Annotated in this window: 21 protein-coding genes; 18 read left to right on the forward strand and 3 right to left on the reverse strand. The window is 36.5% G+C overall.

Annotated elements, in window-relative coordinates; all coding sequences use genetic code 11:
- Positions 1 to 9 precede the first annotated feature (9 nt).
- The 13 genes from ODR02_RS21135 to ODR02_RS21195 all read left to right on the forward strand — a co-directional run bounded on the left by ODR02_RS21135 (position 10) and on the right by ODR02_RS21195 (position 10,756).
- On the forward strand, positions 10 to 699 hold the full coding sequence (locus tag ODR02_RS21135) for a response regulator transcription factor (RefSeq protein WP_209783933.1): 690 nt from the start codon (positions 10 to 12) through the stop codon (positions 697 to 699).
- Between the two features lie 153 nt (positions 700 to 852).
- Positions 853 to 1,245 carry a DUF1398 domain-containing protein gene (locus ODR02_RS21140; RefSeq protein WP_309513463.1) on the forward strand — a complete coding sequence of 131 codons (393 nt, stop codon included), beginning with the start codon at positions 853 to 855 and terminating at the stop codon, positions 1,243 to 1,245.
- A 131-nt stretch (positions 1,246 to 1,376) separates the two neighbouring features.
- Positions 1,377 to 2,054 carry a DUF2490 domain-containing protein gene (locus ODR02_RS21145; protein WP_309513464.1) on the forward strand — a complete coding sequence of 226 codons (678 nt, stop codon included), beginning with the start codon at positions 1,377 to 1,379 and terminating at the stop codon, positions 2,052 to 2,054.
- An 80-nt stretch (positions 2,055 to 2,134) separates the two neighbouring features.
- Entirely contained in the window at positions 2,135 to 3,139 is a 1,005-nt protein-coding gene (locus tag ODR02_RS21150) for a bestrophin family protein (protein ID WP_209783936.1), read from the forward strand.
- A 97-nt stretch (positions 3,140 to 3,236) separates the two neighbouring features.
- Positions 3,237 to 4,850 (forward strand): Na+/H+ antiporter, encoded by a 1,614-nt coding sequence (locus ODR02_RS21155; protein WP_105680677.1) that lies wholly within the window; start codon positions 3,237 to 3,239, stop codon positions 4,848 to 4,850.
- 219 nt (positions 4,851 to 5,069) lie between these two features.
- A complete protein-coding gene (locus tag ODR02_RS21160; RefSeq protein WP_309513465.1) occupies positions 5,070 to 5,495 on the forward strand; it encodes an SRPBCC family protein in 426 nt (141 codons plus the stop codon).
- The gene (locus ODR02_RS21165; protein WP_245169671.1) at positions 5,496 to 6,005 is read left to right on the forward strand and encodes a GNAT family N-acetyltransferase; all 510 of its coding nucleotides are present in this window, start codon (positions 5,496 to 5,498) and stop codon (positions 6,003 to 6,005) included.
- Complete coding sequence (locus ODR02_RS21170) at positions 6,002 to 6,385, forward strand: VOC family protein (RefSeq protein ID WP_309513466.1); 384 nt, start codon at positions 6,002 to 6,004, stop codon at positions 6,383 to 6,385. The genes ODR02_RS21165 and ODR02_RS21170 overlap by 4 nt, the downstream gene beginning before the upstream one ends.
- Before the next feature lie 35 nt (positions 6,386 to 6,420).
- Positions 6,421 to 7,443: a glutaminyl-peptide cyclotransferase gene (locus tag ODR02_RS21175; protein WP_309513467.1), complete on the forward strand. Its 1,023-nt coding sequence runs from the start codon at positions 6,421 to 6,423 to the stop codon at positions 7,441 to 7,443.
- Positions 7,444 to 7,545: 102 nt separating this feature from the next.
- Positions 7,546 to 8,568 carry a glutaminyl-peptide cyclotransferase gene (locus ODR02_RS21180; protein WP_309513468.1) on the forward strand — a complete coding sequence of 341 codons (1,023 nt, stop codon included), beginning with the start codon at positions 7,546 to 7,548 and terminating at the stop codon, positions 8,566 to 8,568.
- Between the two features lie 145 nt (positions 8,569 to 8,713).
- Positions 8,714 to 9,676 (forward strand): hypothetical protein, encoded by a 963-nt coding sequence (locus ODR02_RS21185; RefSeq protein ID WP_105680673.1) that lies wholly within the window; start codon positions 8,714 to 8,716, stop codon positions 9,674 to 9,676.
- A gap of 27 nt (positions 9,677 to 9,703) precedes the next feature.
- Entirely contained in the window at positions 9,704 to 10,318 is a 615-nt protein-coding gene (locus ODR02_RS21190; RefSeq protein ID WP_002977952.1) for a deoxynucleoside kinase, read from the forward strand.
- An 87-nt stretch (positions 10,319 to 10,405) separates the two neighbouring features.
- Entirely contained in the window at positions 10,406 to 10,756 is a 351-nt protein-coding gene (locus ODR02_RS21195; protein WP_309513469.1) for an arsenate reductase family protein, read from the forward strand.
- A 38-nt stretch (positions 10,757 to 10,794) separates the two neighbouring features.
- Here the strand turns inward: ODR02_RS21195 and ODR02_RS21200 are convergent, their stop codons facing one another.
- The 3 genes from ODR02_RS21200 to ODR02_RS21210 all read right to left on the reverse strand — a co-directional run bounded on the left by ODR02_RS21200 (position 10,795) and on the right by ODR02_RS21210 (position 12,345).
- Positions 10,795 to 11,265 carry a hypothetical protein gene (locus ODR02_RS21200; protein ID WP_309513470.1) on the reverse strand — a complete coding sequence of 157 codons (471 nt, stop codon included), beginning with the start codon at positions 11,263 to 11,265 and terminating at the stop codon, positions 10,795 to 10,797.
- A 62-nt stretch (positions 11,266 to 11,327) separates the two neighbouring features.
- Positions 11,328 to 11,633, reverse strand: a complete 306-nt coding sequence (locus ODR02_RS21205) for a DUF493 family protein (protein ID WP_209783942.1) — start codon at positions 11,631 to 11,633, stop codon at positions 11,328 to 11,330.
- A gap of 40 nt (positions 11,634 to 11,673) precedes the next feature.
- Positions 11,674 to 12,345, reverse strand: a complete 672-nt coding sequence (locus tag ODR02_RS21210) for a DUF4197 family protein (RefSeq protein WP_209783943.1) — start codon at positions 12,343 to 12,345, stop codon at positions 11,674 to 11,676.
- A 365-nt stretch (positions 12,346 to 12,710) separates the two neighbouring features.
- On the opposite strand from ODR02_RS21210, the gene ODR02_RS21215 reads away from it, so the two are divergent.
- From ODR02_RS21215 to bglX, 5 genes are all read left to right on the forward strand, one after another.
- Positions 12,711 to 15,560, forward strand: a complete 2,850-nt coding sequence (locus tag ODR02_RS21215) for a SusC/RagA family TonB-linked outer membrane protein (RefSeq protein ID WP_309513471.1) — start codon at positions 12,711 to 12,713, stop codon at positions 15,558 to 15,560.
- 3 nt (positions 15,561 to 15,563) lie between these two features.
- Positions 15,564 to 17,015 (forward strand): RagB/SusD family nutrient uptake outer membrane protein, encoded by a 1,452-nt coding sequence (locus tag ODR02_RS21220; protein ID WP_309513472.1) that lies wholly within the window; start codon positions 15,564 to 15,566, stop codon positions 17,013 to 17,015.
- Between the two features lie 76 nt (positions 17,016 to 17,091).
- Positions 17,092 to 18,486 carry a glucoamylase family protein gene (locus ODR02_RS21225; RefSeq protein ID WP_309513473.1) on the forward strand — a complete coding sequence of 465 codons (1,395 nt, stop codon included), beginning with the start codon at positions 17,092 to 17,094 and terminating at the stop codon, positions 18,484 to 18,486.
- A 77-nt stretch (positions 18,487 to 18,563) separates the two neighbouring features.
- Positions 18,564 to 19,271, forward strand: a complete 708-nt coding sequence (locus ODR02_RS21230; RefSeq protein ID WP_309513474.1) for a prolyl oligopeptidase family serine peptidase — start codon at positions 18,564 to 18,566, stop codon at positions 19,269 to 19,271.
- A gap of 80 nt (positions 19,272 to 19,351) precedes the next feature.
- Positions 19,352 to 21,679, forward strand: coding sequence for a beta-glucosidase BglX (gene bglX, locus ODR02_RS21235; protein WP_309513475.1), 2,328 nt, complete (start codon positions 19,352 to 19,354; stop codon positions 21,677 to 21,679).
- Positions 21,680 to 21,712 lie beyond the last annotated feature (33 nt).

Consider the following 21,712-nt stretch of genomic DNA (forward strand, 5'->3'; position numbering starts at 1 on the left):
AGTTATAAGATGGAAAAGGATATAATTCGTGTAATAACCGTAGACGATGAAGCACTCTTTCGTCAGGGAATTTCATTGTTGATACAGAGAGAAAAAGATATTGAACTGGTAAGTGATTTCAGTAACGGGAAAGAGCTGCTTGATGAGCTTATAACCCTGGAAGAGCTGCCTGATATTATCCTGATGGATCTCAATATGCCGGAAATTAACGGAGTAGAAGCTACCAAACAAATCCATATCAAATATCCTCAGATCAGGATTATTGCATTGACCAGCTATAACACAAAAGCGTTTATTGTCAATATGATACAGTCCGGAGCGTGTTCCTTCCTTAAAAAAAACTCAAGCCCTGCTGAATTACTTACTGCAATCCGGGAAGTATATAGCAAAGGTTTCTTTTACAATAATGAAGTAATGGAAGCATTACATCAAAACCTTACAGAGCCTAAAAAGAAAGTGTCCAGTATTTTTGATGCCAACCATATTTCTAAAAGAGAAAAAGAGGTATTGGAATTAATCTGTAAACAATACAACACTTCTGAAATAGCAGATCAGCTTTTTATAAGCTCCAGAACTGTGGAAGGCCACCGTAACAGTCTTCTGCTGAAAACAGGAGCCAAAAATACGGCAGGTTTAGTGGTATATGCCATTGAAAGTAAAATTGCAGATATGAACTATTTAAAAGACAGGTTCGAGTAAATATTCATGCCGTTGTTTTCATTAAAAAGTAAATGAAATTTATATTTTCTGATTAAATTAGTTTTTGTTTTATAAGCAGATACACATGATTTGTTTATGAAAAAATAATAATTTTATATTCTTAAATAATAACAGTCAGAAAAATACAAAAGAATGAAATTTACGATCGAAAACATTAAAGAAGAACACCAAAAAGTAAAAACCGGAGCCGATTTTCCTCAATATATTCAGGCGATAAAAAGGCTTGGTGTTTCCCATTATAAGGCATACGTTTCAGACGGAAATACTGAATATTTTAATCATGACAATCAATCTGTGCAGACTGGAAGTAAGTATGATTCACTTCCTGTTTCCGATACTTTAAACCTTGAAAATTTTAAAATAAGGCTGAAACTTCATCAGCAGGGAGGAACAGATTACATGACTTTCTGTAAAGACTGTGCCGAAAACGGAATCAACGGATGGACAATGGATCTTCACGGGATGAACTGTACTTATTTTGACCAGCATGAAACGAATGTTCTGACAGAACAGATTCCAGAATAATCTTTTATATAAAACCGGGTGCAGATAATTGCATCCGGACTTCTTTATATCCGCGTGCAAAATATTGTTTGCTATTATTGATTTAAAATATTAATTTTGTTAAAAACGATAGATAATAGTAATTGGTAAACATGAGAAAGGTTTTTACGAAGTTGGCATTCACAGTATTAAGTTTGGGATCCATATTGACATTTGCTCAGAAAAATGATCTGGGAGCATGGTATATGTATTTTGGAAATAACAAAATCAGCAAAAAGCTGAACTGGCATAATGAAATTCAGTACCGTAATTTTGATGCCCTTGGAGATCTGGAACAGTTGCTGATCCGTACCGGGATAGGGTATGATCTTACCGAAAATAACAACAATGTTTTGTTAGGATATGGGTTTATTCTGAGCCAGCCTTATGTAAACGGGGAGAAAAAAGAGAATATAGAACACCGAATTTTCCAGCAGTATATTACCAAACAGAAATTTGGACGTTTCTATCTTCAGCACCGTTATCGCCTGGAAGAACGTTTTCTTCAGGATGATTTCAGGATGAGGTTCCGTTATATGCTGGGCGTGAATATTCCGATTACTCAAAAAGAAATGCTGCCAAAGACCCTTTACGCATCAATGTATAATGAAATTTTCCTGCATTTCAACAGTCCGGTTTTCGATAGAAACAGAGTCTACGGAGCTTTAGGATATGTCATCAACAAAAATATGAGGATTGAAGCAGGTTATATGAACCAGATTCAGGAAAATAGAAATCGCGGGCAGATTCAGATTGGTTTTTATAACAATATTCCATTTACTAAAAACTGATGATAAAAACTGCTTCTGAATGCTCTGAGAAAAGCCTTTATTTGAAAATAAAAAATAATAAACACAAAAAATAAACACTTATGCATTCAGGAAAAAGATTCGGAGCCAGAGAGTTCATTATCTGGACAAGACGGAGCATTTACGCCTTGGTTGTATTATCAGCCATTCCTACCGTCCTGTATTTTTTAGGCTGGAAGTTTCTTTCCGTTCCATGGCAGCCGATTGCCATCATGGGAACAGCTGTTGCCTTTATTGTCGGATTTAAAAACAATGCCAGCTACAGCAGGCTCTGGGAAGCAAGACAGATCTATGGAGCGATTATTAATGACAGCCGTAGTTTTGGATATATCCTGAGAGATGCGCTGATTTCTAAAGATCCGGGTAAAGTAAAAGAGATGTTTCTTCGTCATTATGCATGGCTTACCGCCTTGAGATTTCAGCTTCGGGAGCCGAGAGCATGGGAAAATATGGGGACAGATCAGTTTGATGAATATGCCAGAAAGTATGACATTCCGGAGAGGTTGTCCAAACTGGATGAAGAATTGAAAAAATATCTTTCCGAACCTGAACTTCAGTATATTTTAAGCAAAAAGAACAGGGCTACTCAACTGATGGCGAAGCAGAGTAAAGCGTTGTCTGAAGCCTATGAAAAAGGAGAACTCAATGATTTTCAATGGACACAGATCAATCAGCAACTGATAAAGTTTACCGATGACCAGGGAAAAGCAGAAAGAATTAAGAACTTTCCATATCCGAGAAATTTCTCTTCCATCACCACATACCTTTTGCTTTTATTCATTGTTTTTGTGCCTTTCGGATTACTGAAAGAGCTCGATAAATTAGGAGACGGAACAGTGGTAGAAGGATGGACTTTATGGTTTAATATTCCGTTTTCTTTATTGGTAACATGGTGCTTTCATACATTAGACAGCGTAGGAGAAGCCTCTGTTAATCCATTCGAAGGAAGTCCCAATGATGTGCCGATTACCCAGATCAGCCGTACTATAGAAATTGATATGAGAGATATGCTGGACGAATCTGATCTTCCGCCGGCAATCACACCGAAGAATAATATTGTTCTGTAATTAAATAGAGAATTAAAAGATTTCCGCTGATATAAATCAATCCAACGGAATACATTATTTAATTAAATTAAAAAAATACTTAAAAAACTTACTTAAAATGATTCACAGCTATGTTATAATATCTATTGCAGTACTGCTGTCTGTGATGATATTGGTAATGATCGGCCAGAAATTAAAAGTTGCTTATCCAATTTTCCTCGTCATTGCAGGATTGCTGATCAGCTTTGTGCCGGGAATGCCGCGTATTGAAATAGAACCAGATCTTGTTTTCCTTATTTTCCTGCCGCCTATCTTGTTTGAAGCCGCTTGGTTTACTTCATGGCAGGACTTTCATAAATGGAGAAAGCAGATTTTTTCAATGGCCTTTGGATTGGTGTTTTTAACATCCATCGTTGTAGCTTACCTTTCATCTTCTATTATTCCCGGGCTTACTGTGGCAATGGGGTTTTTATTGGGTGGTGTAAACTCCCCACCAGATGCAGTGGCGGCTACTTCAGTATTAAAGCATATGAAAATTCCCAAAAAGATTACTAATATTCTGGAAGGGGAAAGTCTGATCAATGATGCTTCCAGTTTAATTGTGTTTAAATTTGCTCTGGCTGCCGTTATTTCAGGACAGTTCATTTGGAGAGATGCTGTTCAGGATTTCTTTACCATGGCTATCGGAGGAATTGCAGTAGGAGTGGCAGTAGGTTTTCTGTTTGGAGCTTTACTAAGGATTATTCCAACCAACTCCAATATAGATACCATTATTACCCTTATTGTACCTTACATTATGTATGTGGGAGCAGAGCATTTCCATTTTTCAGGAGTACTGGCAGTGGTTGCAGGAGGACTGTTGATGTCATATAATTCTCATTGTTATTTGAGTCATACCTCAAGGATACAGTCAGGGAATGTATGGAGTGTTCTGATATTCCTGATGAATACCATCATTTTCATTCTGATTGGTCTAGAACTTCCGATTGTAGTAGAAGGAATGAAAGAATATACTATTTCAGAAGGTATTTTCTACAGTGTTGTCATTGGCGGAGCGATTATCGGAACAAGAATTCTGTACAGTTATGCATTGATGTATTTCCCCAGAGTCTGCTCCAAAGAATTACGGTTAAAAGTTCCAAAACCGGACTGGCGGGAACCGTTTATCATCAGTTTTGCAGCCATGAGAGGAGTAGTTTCACTGGCAGCGGCCTTATCGATTCCTGCTTTTTTACCAAACGGAGAGGCATTTCCACACAGAAATATTATTTTATTTGTAACTTTTGTTATCATATTGATTACCCTGGTAGGGCAAGGTTTATTGCTCAGCCCAATCCTGAAATTATTAAATATCCAGGATGCCGGAAGCGAATTACCGGAAGAAAAACAGGAAGTTATTCTTATGCGTAAACTGAAAGAAACAGCATTGCATAAACTGGATAATGACTTCTCTGAACTGGCGGTCACAAACAGTCTGGTTCGCCATCAAAAACATAAGCTGGAAAATGAAATGATGCTGATGGCAGATAAAGCCCAATGTATGGCCTCTACTGGAGATTATGTAACGGCCATTAATGAAAACAAAGATGTCTTACGACAGATCATTCAGGCACAGAGAAACGAACTGCACAGAATGAAAAGAGAAAAGATATTTGATGATCACGTCATGAGAACCATTGAAATGCAATTGGATTTTGATGAAGCAAAGATCACTGGTTTTTCACATGGATAATTAAAAAATAAGCCACAAAAGTCACAAAAGAATATTGACTGAAGAAGCTCGAATGGTGAAAAGTTCACAAAATGAAAATCGTTAGATTTTAATGACTTAAGTGTGCTCTTCATGAGTAGAAACTTAAGCTTTAAACCATTAAGAGATAAAACTTTTGTGACTATTGTGGTTAAATATTACGGACAAAATGTGTACATTTAAACATAGTAAACCTATAATATGAGTACACCAATCATTGTTCAGTTCACAATAAATGCTCCGATAGAAAAAGTCTGGAAAGCATTAACCGATAAAAATGAAATGAAATCCTGGTATTTTGATATCCAGGATTTTGTATTGGAAACAGGCGCTGAATTTAATTTCTATGAACCTGGAGGAGCCAATAAATATCACCATCAGGGGCAAATCTTAGAAGTAATTCCTAATCAGAAATTGAAACATACCTGGTCTTATCCTGATTTTTCAGCATTGAAGACCATTGTAACCTGGGAATTACTGCCTGAAGATGGACAAACTTTAGTAAAGCTGACCCATGAAGACATTGAAAACTTCAAAGACTTGGGAGAAGGCTTTTCAAGAGAAAATTTTACAGAAGGCTGGAATACTATTTTAGGACAGAGTTTAAAAAAATATTTAGAAAAATAAATGATGATTACCTTACTTCCATTTACCATTCAGGATGCTCCTCAGTTGATTTCAAAGATAAAAGACGAAAGAATGCTTCTTCAGTTTGCCGGACCTGTATACCGCTTTCCTCTCACAGAAGAACAGCTGGAGGCCGATTTGAATGATGAAAAAAGAACCCTGTTTAAAATTTCAGATGATGACGGAAATACAATCGGTCATGCTCAGATTTTTTTAAAAGAAAAGACATTTCTGCTGGGAAGAATTCTGATCTGGGATGAAAACAACAGAGGAAAAGGATATGGCAAAAAAGTAACGCTGGAACTCCTGAAATATGGTTTCAGTCATTTTGATAAAGAAACCGCAGAACTGAACGTCTACGACTGGAATACCGGAGCTATTGAATGTTACAGGAAAGTAGGCTTTGATTTTGATCCGGAGGTTAAAAGTGAAGCCAGGATTGATAAGGAAACATGGGTTTCTCTAAACATGAAAATCAATAAAAATACTTTTAAACTGCAGGAATCATGATACAGTTTACCACATTTCGTCCCGTTCTATGGACAGAAAACCTTGATGAAACCATAGGATTCTATAGTCGTGTTCTGGGGTTTACTTTGATGGACAGGAATGATGATTGGCAATGGGCTTCACTTCGTAAAGATGAAATATACATTATGCTGTCTCAGCCCAATCAGCATGAAGCGAATACATCAATCGGTTTTTCCGGTTCGTTTTATTTCAATGTAAATAAAGTGGACGACCTTTGGGAAGATCTTAAAACAAAAGCCAAAATATGCTATGAGATTGAAACTTTTGAGTGGGGAATGAGAGAATTTGCCATCTATGACAGCAATGGCTATATATTACAATTTGGTGAACCTGTAGATAATATTGGCACTACGGAATAAAATTTGCTATTTTTGGAGAAATATTTAGAAATTCAATGAAAAAAAATATAATAGCGGGTTTAGCAGCGATTTTATTACTGGCGTCTTGTAATAAGGATAAAGAAATTCTTAATACACTGAACACCTATAATACTTCAATGGAGGCGAAAGGATACCATTTCGGAGATAAGCTTGAGCTTCCGAAAGAGGTAACGGAAAATGCAGAAAGTGTAACCATCAGCTTTGGAGATAAAGAAACAACAGATTTAACGATTGATCCTAAATTTTTCACGTTGGGTGATAATGCGGTTACATTCAATGTCAAAACAAAAGGAGGTGAAGTCCTGAATCAGGATGCAACGATCAATGTATTTGCAAAAAATCCGGAAAAAAATATCGCTTATCAGATTGTAGCAGAATATCCGCACGATCCTAAAAACTTTGTACAGGGATTCCAGGTGGAAGGAAATACCATCTATGAAAGTGACGGGCAGAACGGATCTTCACAGATTTTAAAGTACACATTGGGTACTACAACTCCGCTTGCATCTACCAAACAGGCTCAGGAAGATTTTTCTGAAGGGAGCACTATTGTTGGCGATAAAGTTTATCAGTTGACATGGCAGAGCAAAAAAGGATATATCTATGATAAAAGCTCTTTAAAACTGCTTTCAGAATTTGCTTATCCAAATGTATTAGGCGAAGGCTGGGGATTGACCTATGATGGGAAAAATCTGATTGCTTCTGATGGAAGTAAGCTTTTGTATTTCCTTGATGTAAATGACCCTTCGAAACTGATTAAATATATCGCTGTTGCCGGAAGTTCTCAGGCGTATGACCAACTGAACGAACTGGAATACCACAACGGATTTATCTATGCCAACGTATGGCAGAAGCCGATCATTCTGAAGATTAATCCTGCCAATGGAGAAGTAGTGGGAACTTTTGACTTCACAGACATTGCCAAACAGAATACTAAAGGAAGTGATGATGTACTCAACGGAATTGCTTTCAAAGGAGATAATATGCTGGTTACAGGAAAAAACTGGCCAAAGATTTACGAAGTTCAGATCAAATAATCTGATGCTATTAATAAAAAGAAGAAGTAGCGCTCCCTTGGGGGCGTTATTTTCGTTTTGAGGATTAAAATTTAGTATTTTTGGCAAATGATTAATACCTTTATGAAGCGAAACATCAACATTGGTTTTGCAGCAGTTTTATTACTCGTCTCTTGCAGTAACAAGGAAAAAATGCTTGATTCTCTTGCAGATTATAACAACTCAAAAGAAGAAAAAGGCTACCATTTCGGAGATAAAATTGAATTGCCGGAAGAAATTACAGCAAATACAGAAAGTATAGCCGTCAGTTTCAGAGGGAAGGAAACAACAGATTTAACGATTGATCCTAAATTTTTCACACTGGGAGATAACAAGGTGATCTTTATCATCAAAACAAAAAAAGGTGAAGTCCTGAACCAGGATGCTACCATTAATGTATTTACCAAAACTCCGGAGCAGAATATTCCCTATAAAATAGTTGCTGATTATCCTCACGATCCTAAAAACTTTATCGAAGGTTTTGTTGTGGAAGGAAATACAGTATATGAAAGTGACGGAATGAAAGGAGCCTCACAGCTTATAAAATATACGTTAGGATCATCTGTGCCCAAAATCATGGCAAAGCAGCCCGCTGAAATTTTCTCTGAAGGATGTGCAATTGTTGGAGATAAAATATATCAGCTGACTTATCAAAATAAAATTGGTTTTATTTACGATAAAAATACCTTGAAAAAAATATCTCAATTTCCACTTCCCAACGTCATTGGAGAAGGCTGGGGACTGACATATGATGGGAAAAACCTGATTGCAACCGATGGTTCCAAAAATCTTTATTTTCTTGATGTCAATGATCCGTCAAAAGTAGTAAAAACTGTTTGTGTTGGCGGAAGTACCACAATTTATGATCAACTCAATGAGCTTGAATATCACAATGGTTTTATATATTCCAATGTTTGGCTTAAACCCGTGATTCTAAAGATTAATCCCGCCAATGGAGAAGTCGTGGGAACTTTTGATTTCACAGAAATTGCAAAACAGAATACCAAAGGAAGTGATGATGTATTAAACGGAATTGCTTTTAAAGGAGATAATATGCTCGTAACAGGAAAAAACTGGTCCAAAATATACGAAGTGGCTTTTAAATAAAATTCATTGTATTTTTCTTTAAAACACTTCTTTTTATCCAGAAGATGGTCTCGATTTTGATTAAGTTCAAAGAAGATTCTACCAGGTTTTATCATCTTTTGGATGAAATTATTTTTCAGTAAATTGTCCCCATTAAAAAAACAGAGTGAAGTTTTTAAACTTAATATTTTTTTTCCTTTTCTGTACAGCTTCAGCGCAGAATATTCTTCCTTTAGATACTTTGAAACTAAAGGAAGCGAAAGATATGCTAGCCGATGACTATGGAAATCTGTATATCTATAAAAACAAAGATTTTAGTTTTACCAAATACGATTCTTTAGGAAAGCAGATTGGAAAAATGATGCTTACCGTTCCATACAAAGTGCAGAACGTACAAAATCCTCTGAATGTACCCTTGTTTTCTGAAAATGCCCAGGAAATGAAATTTGTAGACCAGAATATGAATGAAATTCAAAGGTTGGATTTTAAACAGAAATTTGGTTTTATCAGAATGGCTTATGCCGAAGACCTGCAGCAGCTGTGGCTTTTGGATGATAGTACAAAACGTTTGATACAGTACAATTTCAGGAATGATACAACCATTAATTCCTATCCATTTGACATCAGTTTTGAGGATTTAATGGATATGCTGGTTTATGAAAATAAGGTGTATGTCTTAACAAGAAAACATATCAGGATTTACAGCCTGAAATTTGAAAAACTGTTTGAAGCCCCATTAGAAAACGGAAAACGGTTTCGAAGAGAAAATGATGTTATTCTGGTTGTAGCCACTAATTTCATTTCACAATACGTTCCGGAAAAAGGGATGGAGACTGTTTTTGAAGATCAGGAAGCGCAAATTGTGGATAAAAACATCCTCTCTTATTTTGCAATCAAAGGGAACAAACTCTATCTTTACAGCCTTGAAAAAGTAAAGAAAGCCAAACAGCAAAAACAGCTCGAAGCTCAGCCGGAACCTCTGCAGCAGTCTACAGATAAACCAGTAGAAACAACTGAGGAAAAACCGAATGAGAATACGGTAGAGAAACCTTCAGACAATACCTTACAGAAATTGATTGAAGACACTTCTAAAGTTCAGACTGAAGCCATCGAAAAACTTATCAACTAATCAGTAAATACAAGGAAAAAGAATATTATGCATATTGCGGTTACAGGAAACATCGGAGCAGGAAAAACAACTTTGACAACGATGCTTTCCAAGCATTACGGATGGGATGCACAATTTGAAGATGTAGATCATAATCCTTATCTGGAAGATTTTTATTCAGATATGAGCAAATGGAGTTTTGCATTGCAGGTGTATTTCCTGGGAAGCAGATTCCGTCAGGTAAAAGAGATCAGAGAAAGTGGCAAAAACATTATTCAGGATCGAACGATTTATGAAGATGCTCATATTTTTGCAGAGAACCTGAATGATATGAATCTTCTTTCAGACAGGGATTTCAATAACTACTCATCAGTTTTTGATTTGATGAAATCTTTTGTATCTGCTCCCGACTTGCTGATTTATTTAAAATCAGATGTTCCTAATCTGGTTAAAAAAATCTATAAGAGAGGTCGTGAATATGAAGCATCCATCAGTATTGAATATCTTTCAAAACTGAATCAGAAATATGAAAAATGGATTTCCAATTACACGGAAGGAAAACTTCTGATCGTTGAAGTGGATGATCTCGATTTTGTAGAAAAACCGGAAGATTTCGGATTTATTCTGGAGAAAATTGAGGCAGAATTGCATGGTTTGTTTTAACATATTTTTATCAGAATATTAAGACATACTCAGGGTAATTCTTTTTAAATTTGTTTAGATCAAGTTTAATTATTGAATAATTATATCATGGTAGTTAAAGTATTACATAACGGAAACTGTTCAAAGTCAAATGCTGTACTGGAGTATCTTGACGAAAACGGAGTGCCTTTCGAGATCATCAATATTGTTGAAGATCCGTTAAGCCCTCTTGAGATTAGAACGGTGCTTAAGAAGTTGAACCAGAGTGTTTTCCATATTATCCGTAAAGCAGATAAGCTGTATATAGAAAACTATGCAGATAAAAACTATTCAGAAGATGAATGGATAAAAATTCTTTCTGAAAATCCCTCTCTGATACAAAGACCAATTCTGGTGAAAGGCTCGGTAGCAATGCTGGGAAGGGCTATTGAAAATGTAAAATTCTTTATTGAAAAATAAATAAAAATCCGTTCTGTGTAAGAGCGGATTTTTTTATGTTATTGGGTTTCTGTTTTCTTAGGTCCGTTGATCACATTATATAAAGCTTCCAGCTCTTTTGGAGGATTCCCGGAATCAAAATCTGAAGATGTATACTCCTTTCCGCCAGAGGTAATGATCATAGAGGCTATCATTGCCCGGTCAGAATGTCTGCCTGTAGTAGGAGCTTTAAGATCTGATATCTTGGATAAATCAATATTTCCTGCCAGTTGGGAAACTGCCTGCCATTCCGCAGGAGATAGCTTGGTATTCGTGATCTCTTCGTTGATATTGGATGCTTTTGAGGAAGGAGTAACAACAATGCTTCTGCTGAATCCTCTTGTTCTTTCTATTAATTGAACCTGTTCAATCTTTTGTTGTTGAACTGCAGTGGTGATATTCGATGAGGTATTCTCGCTGTTGTTTTTATGAATACAGCTTGTAGTAGTGACCGCTAGGGCAGTGCTCAATAAGATCAGTGGGATGTTCATTCTGTTTTTGTTTATTTCATATAATAAAAAACCGCCTCATTACTATGAAACGGTTGGTGTTTTTACAATAGAATAACGCCTTCTATTTTGGCTACTTCTTTATAAATATTCACTACCTGATTGGCATCCAGAACAAATGCATTAATATTGCAGGCTGTGTATTTTCCATTTTTGCTTTCGCGGTTTCCCAGGGTAAATTTAATACCATCAAAAACTTTGTAAATTTCAGTAAGTTTCGCCTTGTCTGTAGGAATAATAAATTTAAATAAATAATCTTCCGGAAAATCGTGATGATCCTCCAGTTTCTCCTTTAAAGACTGATAAAAATCTTCAGGACTTGCGTGTTGATTTCCTTGTAATATATCCATCTGCAATTGTTAATATAATATAAATATAACGAAATTTTTCCTATTTTCCAAATGGTCCCAGCAGAGACTTGGAGTTCTGATGTTCATAATCTTCGATGATGTTGAATAATCCATTCACCAGCTGTTCAGAAGCAAGTTTACTCAATCCTCCTGAATTGACTGTATTGTTATTGCCTCCTAAAAGACTGCCCAGAAAATTACTTCCTGATAATGCGGTATTAATGGTTTTTACAATTCCATATTCATTCAGTTTTTCATCTACTTTAGGAGCGATAGCAGCAATAAGCTGTTGAGATGTTTTTTCTTTAAGAATCTGTGTAGCGGTAGTTCCCTCCATAATTCTTGTAACATCCTGAGCGTTCAGGCTGTTTACAGCATCCTGCAAAATAGGTTTTGAAGTATTCACAGTGTAAGCCGCTGCCTGTGCTATATAATCTCTTTCTTTGGCTACCAGGGAAGGAGCAATTTTTTCCAGTGTAGAATTGATATCTCTCAGCTCTTTAGGAAGCGCTTTGTCTACCATATTATTCTGTAAAAACGCTTCTTTGTTTCCGTAAATACCCATTCCTTTATCAATACCATTGAGCAGGATTCTTTTAATAATGGAAAGCCCCATGTCTGATGTAGCCAGTGACGTGCATGATTGTACACTGGTAGTAATAACAGCACCGGTCCCGATGATAAGAGCGGCTGCAATGATATATTTTTTCATTGATCTTTTTATTATGTATTTCTAAGATGCTTTTGTCAAAAACTGCACCAAAGGTAATTACTATTCTCTATTTAACAAAATATTAAAGTGAGTGCGGGATTTGGTGAATTTTTTTGCATAAAATAGTAATTTAACATTGATGAAATAATGATAAATTGATAGTTATATTGAGTATAAAATTATAAAATTTGAATATTTGTCATTTTTGATTTAATAAAAAAGGATGATTTTTAAATATTTAAGATAATTTAACATTGTTCAATATTTTTTATATTTTTGGCTAATGTCTTTTTTTGAGATTTTAAATAACTCCACTATTTAAAGACAAAATTGAATTTGATTTATTTGAATAAAATTGAAACTATATGAAACAAAGTAATTTAAAGTATCCATGTCTCATTGCCGTTTTGTACTTCGGTATGAATGTGAATGCACAGGTTACACAGGATTCTGCTAAAGTCCAGAAGATCGACGAAGTCGTGATGATTGGATATGGTAGTCGTAAAAAAGTAGATAACACTACTTCTATTAGTTCTATCAGTGCAGACGAAGTAACTAAAACTAAAGTATTGAATGCATCACAGGCCATTCAGGGTAAAGCAGCCGGAGTACAGGTAATTGCTTCTGACGCACCAGGATCTACTCCGACAGTGATGATCAGAGGACTTGGTACTGTACTAGGAGGAAGAACACCTTTGTATGTAGTTGATGGAATGTTTACTGATAACATCAACAATATCAACTCTAATGATATTCTGACATATGACATATTGAAAGATGCTGCAGCATTGGCGATATATGGTAACAGAGCCGCTAACGGGGTAATCATTATTACTACGAAATCAGGTAGAGGAAAGCTAAGCGTTTCTTATGATGGATTGGTTGGATTTAGAACTCCTTTAAAAACCATCAAAATGGCTAACGGATCTGAATTTGCCAATTATAATAATGCGGGTAAAGCCAGTAATTATTTGAATCCTAATCAGCCATACGATACTGATTGGTTTAAAGAAATTACAAGAACAGGGATTTACAACCAACATAACTTATCTATTTCCGGATCTTCAGAAGTTGCAAAATACTTTTTAAGTTTAAGTAATTACGATGAACAATCTATCCTTAAAGGAACAAACTATAACAGGACTACAGTAAGAACAAATAACGAGTTCAGAATTACCAAAGGTATCAGATTAGCTCAGACTTTAAGTGCTACCTTTACCAATGATACTCCTAAATCGTATGGAGCTTTTACTAATGCTTATAAACAATCACCATTAGTTCCTGTATATTACCCTAATGGAAAATATGGTCAGCCTATTTACAATAAGACTACCGGAAATATTGATTATGAAGGAGGAAGATTTAATAACGTAGGTAACCCTGTGATGCAGCTTGCTTACGATAATCAAAGAGGTAGAAATTTCTTATTACAAGGTGGATTAAAACTGGATATAGATATCTATAAAGATTTAAAATTTACCTCTCAGTTTAGTGGAGAGTATGGTAATTATAAATACTATAATTTTGTAAATTCAAAATCTTTCTGGTTAGATAGTGATCCGATGAGAACGGAAAACCAATACTCGGCTACATCACCACTAACAAGGTTAACCAATAAAAGTCAGAACTATTTCAACTGGTTGCTTAATAATTATTTAACATATACCAAGAAAATTGAAAACCATGATATTGAAGTTGTTGTAGGTACAGAAGCTTCGGTAAAGAATGGTCTGGAGACTTTAATTATCAACAGAAAAGATGTTCCTGTTTCAAAAGATTACTGGAACCTTAGCGGAGTTGATTACTATGGTAACCTGTATAGTGATAGTGATACAAAAGCTCTTGAATCAATAAAAGGAAACAGAAATACTACAATTTCTTATTTCGGAAGATTCCAATATAAATTCATGAACCGTTACTTATTAAGCGGAACGATCAGAAGAGACGGTTCTTCTCAGTTTGCGGCTGGTAATAAGTGGGGTACATTCCCATCATTTGGTGCAGGTTGGATTATCTCTGAAGAAAGCTTCATGAAAGATGGTTTCTTTGATCTGCTGAAGCTTAGAGGTGGATGGGGTAAAATCGGTAACCAGAATGTTCCTTTGAATTATTTACCACTATCAATGGGGGCAACTTACAATTATGCATTTGGAAGTTCGCCAGTAAGTAATGGAGTAACTGTTAATAAAGGTTACGATCCGGATTTAGGATGGGAAGTTACAGAAGAATCTTCTTTAGGATTGGATTTTGGTATCCTGGATAAAAGATTGACAGGTACTTTCGATATCTATAACAGAAAAACCAAAAATCTTATTTTGGGGGTGGTTCCATATATGGCAACCGGAATTTCTGATTTGAATTATTCACACATGGGAAGTGTTGTCAATAAAGGAGCTGAGGTAAGTCTGAATTGGGCTGATAAAGTAGGTGAAGACTTTACCTATTCAATTGGTGCCAATTATTCCTATAATAAAAACAAACTTGCCAGCATTGACCTTTCTAAGCCTGTTTCTCAAATTGTGGGAGGAAATCTTGGAAACGGACAAGATACAAAACTTTTCAATGCTAATGCGGTTGGATATGCATTAGGAAGTTTCTATTTATGGGAAGCAGATGGTTATGATGCAAACGGTAATCTGAAGTTTAAAGACTTAAATGGTAACGGTGTTACGGGAAGTGCAGATCCGGGAGACAGACGTTTCTTTGATTCTTACATACCAAAGTCAACGTTAGGAGTGAATATCTCAATGTCTTATAAAGACTGGGATTTTGCCCTTAGTGGGTACGGAGCTTTTGGATTTAAAGTATACAATGGTAAAAAAGCCCAAAGAAATGGTGGAGAAAATGTTGAGGCTTCTGTAGCAAATAATTTCTGGACACCTACAAACACTAATGCTGCCAATCCTGTAAATCCTGCAAATATTCCAATTGCATCAACGTTCTATTTAGAAAGCGGAGATTATTTCAGAATCAATAACATTTCGGTAGGTTATACATTTAAGAATTTAACTGATTATGTAAAATCAATTAAGCTTTATGTAAGTGCAATTAATCCTTTTGTGTTCCAGAAATACTCAGGATATTCTTCAGAATTATCCGGATATAATCCTACGGATCCTACTGCAGAAGGAGATCCATATAAACGTGCAGGGGTAGAATTAGATGCTTACCCTACATTGAGATCTTTTGTATTTGGTGTTAACCTTAATTTTTAAAAAATGAACAAGAAATATATCATAGCAGCTGCATTTTTAATTTTAGGAGCTGTTAACCAAAGTTGTAGTAATGACTTTATCGATGTGTCACCTACGGAAGCAATTCCTGAGAGTGCATTGGGTGAAATATACAATAATGATGCAGGAGCAAATAGTTTAGTTACGGCTATTTACGCTAAGTTTTTAGACTGGAATATGAGTACATTTGCATGGATCGGGGTTACATCAATTGTTTCTGATGATGCAGATAAAGGATCAAGTGCGAGTGATTCAGGTTCAGACAAAGATATTTTAGACGCTTTAACGTTTACACCTTCAACTCCATCATTTAAAGAGTTGTTTGCTTCTAACTACCAGGGTATTAATAGATGTAATCAAGCATTGAAATATCTCCCACAATTAGATAAAGCAGATCCTCAATTACGTGAAAGATTAACGGGGGAAGCTAAATTTCTAAGAGCGTTCATGTATTTTACTTTAGTGAGATCTTTTGGAGGAGTTCCATTAGTAGATCATGTTCCTGTAACAGGAGTTGAAGCAGATAAATTAATGACGCTTACCAGAAAAAGTAAAGAAGAAATTTACGCATTTATAGAAAAAGACCTTAAAGACGCGGCGGCAGTTTTGCCTTCTGGAACTGGAGGACAAAGAGCTACTAAAGGTGCTGCTCATGCCCTTCTAGCTAAAGTGTATTTATATCAGAAGAAATGGCAGTTGGCTGTAGATGAAACCAATCAGGTTACAGGTTACTCATTAACCCCTGTTTTCCAGGATATTTATAAAGTTTCAGGAGAAAATAATGCTGAATCTATCTTTGAAATTAATGGGAGTGGAGGAACAGCAGGAAGAGCAATCCAACAGTATAGCCAGGTTCAGGGAGCCAGAGGTACTACAGGCTGGGGCTGGGGGTTTGCTACACCTACCCAAGGTTTGTATGATGCTTACTCTGCAACAGATTCAAGAAGAGATGTTACTATTATCCACAGAGATATGACATTATATGACGGTTATTATGTAGGTCCAAATACAGAAAATAAATTCTATAATTATAAAGCTTATTCTTCAAATTATAGAGATCAGGCATCAACAGACGTAAACATTCGTTATCTAAGATATGCAGAAGTATTATTAATTAGAGCTGAAGCAATGAACGAATTGGGACAAACATCTGCAGCTATTCCTTTCCTGAATCAGGTAAGAAACAGAGCTAACATTGGTAATACTCCTGCTTCTTCTCAGGCAGATGTAAGATCAGATATCTGGAAGCAAAGAAGGCTGGAATTGGCTTTTGAACATGACCGATGGTTTGACTTAGTAAGAACAGGTCAGGCTCAGGCTGCAATGGCTGCCGACGGAGGAAAAGTTTTCAAGGTTGGAAAGCACGAATTATTCCCACTTCCACAAGATTTTATTATGGAATCAGGTGGATTGTCGGCTCAAAACCCTGGATATTAAAAATAAATCATAAACATTAGAGGAGAATGAAAGTTCTCCTCTTCTTTTAGTTAGAAACCCTATAAAAAGAGATCTCATGAAAAGGAACGTATTATCAATGGCTATTACCTCTTTATTCTTTGTGTATTCCTGTAAAAATGCTCCCGTTGCCAAACAGGAAGCAGGAAAAGTTGAAGCAGTAAAAAGCAATATCACAGATGAACAACTGATGGATAGAGTACAGAAAGATGCTTTGAAGTATTTCTGGGACTATGCAGAGCCCAATTCAATGCTTGGGAGAGAGCGTTATCATGAAGACAATGTCTATCCGGATAATGATAAGCACGTGATTACTACAGGAGGCTCAGGATTTGGACTGGCAACCATTCTGGTAGGGGTAGAAAGAGGATTTGTTCCAAGAAAAGAAGCCGTGAAAAGACTTACCCACATCATGGATTTTCTTGCAAAGGCAGACCGTCATAAAGGAGCATGGTCACATTGGATCAATGGGGAAACTGGAAAGACCGTTCCTTTCGGAAAAAAAGATAATGGTGGTGATTTGGTGGAAACGGCATTCCTTACTTCAGGAATACTGATGGTTCGTGAATATTTTAAAAATGGAAGTGCCGAAGAAAAAGCCCTTGCCGCAAAATGTGATGAGCTATGGAAAGGAATCCAATGGAACTGGTATACAAAAGGAGGTCAGAAAGTTCTTTACTGGCACTGGTCACCGGATTACCAATGGGAAATGAATTTTCCTCTTGAAGGATATAATGAATGTCTGATCACTTATATTTTAGCAGCATCTTCACCTACCTATTCCATTGATGCGGAAACCTATTATAAAGGCTGGACCAGAAATGGAACCTACCTTACAGACAAAACAAAATACGGGTTACCCCTGTATGTAAAACACAATTATGCTGAAGAATATGGCGGACCGCTTTTCTGGGCGCAATATTCGTATATCGGACTTGATCCAACAGGATTATCCGATAAGCTTGTCAAAAACTACTTTGACGTCAATAAAAATCAAACCCTCATCGACTATAAATATTGCGTTGAAAATCCAAAACAATGGAAAGGTTATGGACCTAGCTATTGGGGACTTACAGCCGGTTATACCAGAAATGAGGATGGAAGCACAGGATACACCGCTCATATGCCTGGCAATAATGATAATGGAGTGATCACTCCTACAGCAGCCTTAAGCAGCTTTCCATATACTCCAAAAGAATCAATGGCGTTCCTGAGATTCATTTATACCCAGAAACCCGAATTTATAGGATCTGCAGGACCTTATGATGCCACTTCTGTTAATTATAACAATTGGTTTACCCCAAGATATCTTGCAATAGACCAGGGAACCATTGCACCAATGGTTGAAAACTACAGATCTGGATTCCTTTGGAAGTTGTTTATGAATGCCCCGGAAATTCAGCAGGGATTAAAAAAACTAAGCTTCCAGTCAACCAAATATGGAATAAAATAATTCAATAGAACGGGCTTTAGTCCGTTTAAATAAAACAGGTCAAATCCGCCGGCTTTAGCCAAAACATAAATAACAATATGAAACTAAAACTGAAATATATCCCTCTTTTACTATTGCCGTTTTCATTACAAATGAATGCACAGGAGATAAAAGGGGAACTCAATAAAGAAATTAAAAGACAGGAAAAAGTATCCTATATTCTGGATTACCCACAGAATACAAAAGGAAATGTACCTTTGATTGTTTTTCTACACGGTTCAGGAGAACGTGGAACTAATCTGGATTTGGTAAAAGCTCACAGCCCGTTCACCTATAAAAATCTGATCAAAGAACCGGTGGCTGTTCTGGCACCTCAATGTCCGGAAGGAACATGGTGGGATACCGTTACCGTCTATAATCTGATCAAAGAAATTCAGAAGAAATATAAAATTGATACCTCCCGCATTTATCTTACAGGACTTTCCATGGGAGGATGGGGAACTTTAAAGCTGGCCATGGAGCATCCGGAAATGTTTGCTGCTGTGGCTTCAGTTTGTGCCCCTACAGATCAGGTAATGACTGCTAATATTCATCAATTTAAGGATTTGAATATGAAAATATTTCATGGCGGCATGGATGATATTGTTTTGCCCGCTAATGCTTTTAATTTTTATCAAAAGCTGCATCCTGTCAACCCAACAGCAGAATTGGTTATCTTCCCGAATGACAATCATAATTCATGGGATTCAGCCTATTCAAATCCTGCGCTATATGAATGGATGCTGTCAAAAAAGAAAGGAAAATAGCCTGACACACAATGATTGAAAGATAAACCCATCGAATTAAAACTAAAAATATAAAAACAATAATTTAAGAAGATAGATTTATGAAAAAGTTAATTGTAATTGCCACTTTAGCATTAGCTCCTGTATTTTCTGCACAGGAAATGGTAACGAAGCCCGTTCAGTCTTATCAGACAGCTCAATATCAGGCTAAAAAGAAAGCTTTTGTAGATAATCTTTTATCTAAAATGACTTTGGATGAAAAGATCGGCCAGCTTAACTTACCAAGTTCAGGTGACTTTACCACAGGTCTGGCTAAAAGTTCAGATATCGGTAAAAAAGTTGAACAGGGTTTAGTAGGAGGATTATTCAATATAAAAGGAGCGGAAAAAATCAGAGCCGTTCAAAAAGTAGCAGTAGAAAACAGCCGTTTGAAAATTCCTTTGATTTTTGGGATGGATGTAATTCACGGTTATGAAACCACATTCCCGATTCCATTAGGTTTAGCCGCTTCATGGGACATGAATCTGATTCAGCAGTCAGCAAGAGTAGCAGCAAAAGAAGCATCTTCTGATGGAATCAACTGGACATTCTCTCCCATGGTAGACATTTCCCGCGAACCAAGATGGGGAAGAGTTTCCGAAGGTTCCGGTGAAGATCCGTATTTAGGAAGTGAAATTGCAAAAAATATGGTGTATGGTTATCAGGGTAAAGATTTATCTGTTGGAAACACCATTCTGGCCTGTGTGAAGCATTTTGCATTATATGGAGCTGGAGAATCGGGGAGAGATTACAATACGGTTGATATGAGCCACGTGAGAATGTTCAACGAATATTTCCCGCCTTATAAAGCAGCTGTTGATGCAGGAGTAGCTTCTGTGATGGCTTCTTTCAATGAAGTGGACGGCGTACCTGCAACCGGAAGCAGATGGCTTCAAACCGAAGTTTTAAGAAATCAGTGGAAGTTTAAAGGCTTTGTGGTAACGGATTACACAGGGATCAATGAAATGGTTGATCATGGTATGGGAGATCTTCAGCAGGTTTCTGCACTGGCTCTGAAAGCAGGTGTTGATATGGATATGGTAGGAGAAGGTTTTTTAACAACATTAAAAAAATCTTTATCTGAAGGAAAAATAACGCAAGCTGAAATTGATCTGGCAGCCAAAAGAGTTCTTGAAGCAAAATATGACCTGGGATTATTTACAGATCCATACAAATATGGGGATGCAAAACTGGCGGCAAAAGAAGTTTACAACATGGAAAACAGAAATGTTGCAAGAAATGTTGCTGCCCAGTCTATGGTTTTAATGAAAAATGAAAACCAGGTACTTCCTTTGAAAAAATCAGGAACTGTTGCGGTCATTGGACCATTGGTAAACAATTCACTCAATATGGCCGGAACCTGGAGTGTTGCTGCAAAACATGATAAAGCTGTAAACCTGATGCAGGGTCTTCAGGCAAACTATGGTAAAGAGGTGAAATTCCTTTCTGCTAAAGGTGCCAATATTGATTATGATGCTAAATTAGAAGACATCTATGCTGCTCACGGTAAAAAAACAGACAGAGACAACCGTTCGAAAGAAGAATTGTTAAAAGAAGCTGTGGATGTTGCCAACAAAGCAGATGTTATTGTTCTTGCCATAGGAGAATCTGCAGAAATGAGTGGTGAATCATCTTCTAGAACTGAAATTACCATCCCTCAGTCTCAGGTTGACTTATTAAATGAACTAAAGAAAACCGGAAAACCAATTGCCATGGTTCTTTTTACAGGTCGCCCATTAGCTTTAACCAATGTAAAAGATACTCCTGATTCTATTTTGAACGCATGGTTTGCAGGATCTGAAGCAGGAAATGCAATTGCAGACGTTTTATTTGGAAAAGTAAATCCGTCCGGGAAACTTCCAATGACTTTCCCAAGAAGCCTGGGACAAGTGCCAATCTATTATAATGCTAAAAATACAGGTCGCCCATTAAGTCAGGAATTGACGGATAAATGTGAATACCAAAGATTCCGTTCAAACTATATGGACGAATGTAATACTCCATTGTATGCCTTCGGATATGGATTGAGTTATACGAAATTCAATTACTCTGATATGGCAGTTTCCAGTGCGAATCCAAAAGGAAATCAAACCGTTCAGGCATCTGTTACGGTAACCAATACCGGTAACTATGACGGAGCTGAGGTTGTTCAGTTGTATATCAGAGATATGGTGGGAACTATTACAAGACCGGTAAAAGAATTGAAAGGTTTCCAAAAAATATTTTTGAAAAAAGGAGAATCCAAAAAAGTTACTTTCGATATCACTCCTGAAACGCTTAAATTCTATAACGGAGATTTGAAATATGACTGGGAATCAGGTGAATTTGATATCATGATCGGAACAAGCTCTGATCAGGTTCAGCATTCAAAAATTAACTGGACCAAGTAATAGAAGAAAAGTTGCTCACAGAATTGTGTATTA

Source organism: Chryseobacterium sp. CFS2 (genome assembly GCF_036543225.1).
GTDB lineage: Bacteria > Bacteroidota > Bacteroidia > Flavobacteriales > Weeksellaceae > Chryseobacterium > Chryseobacterium culicis_A.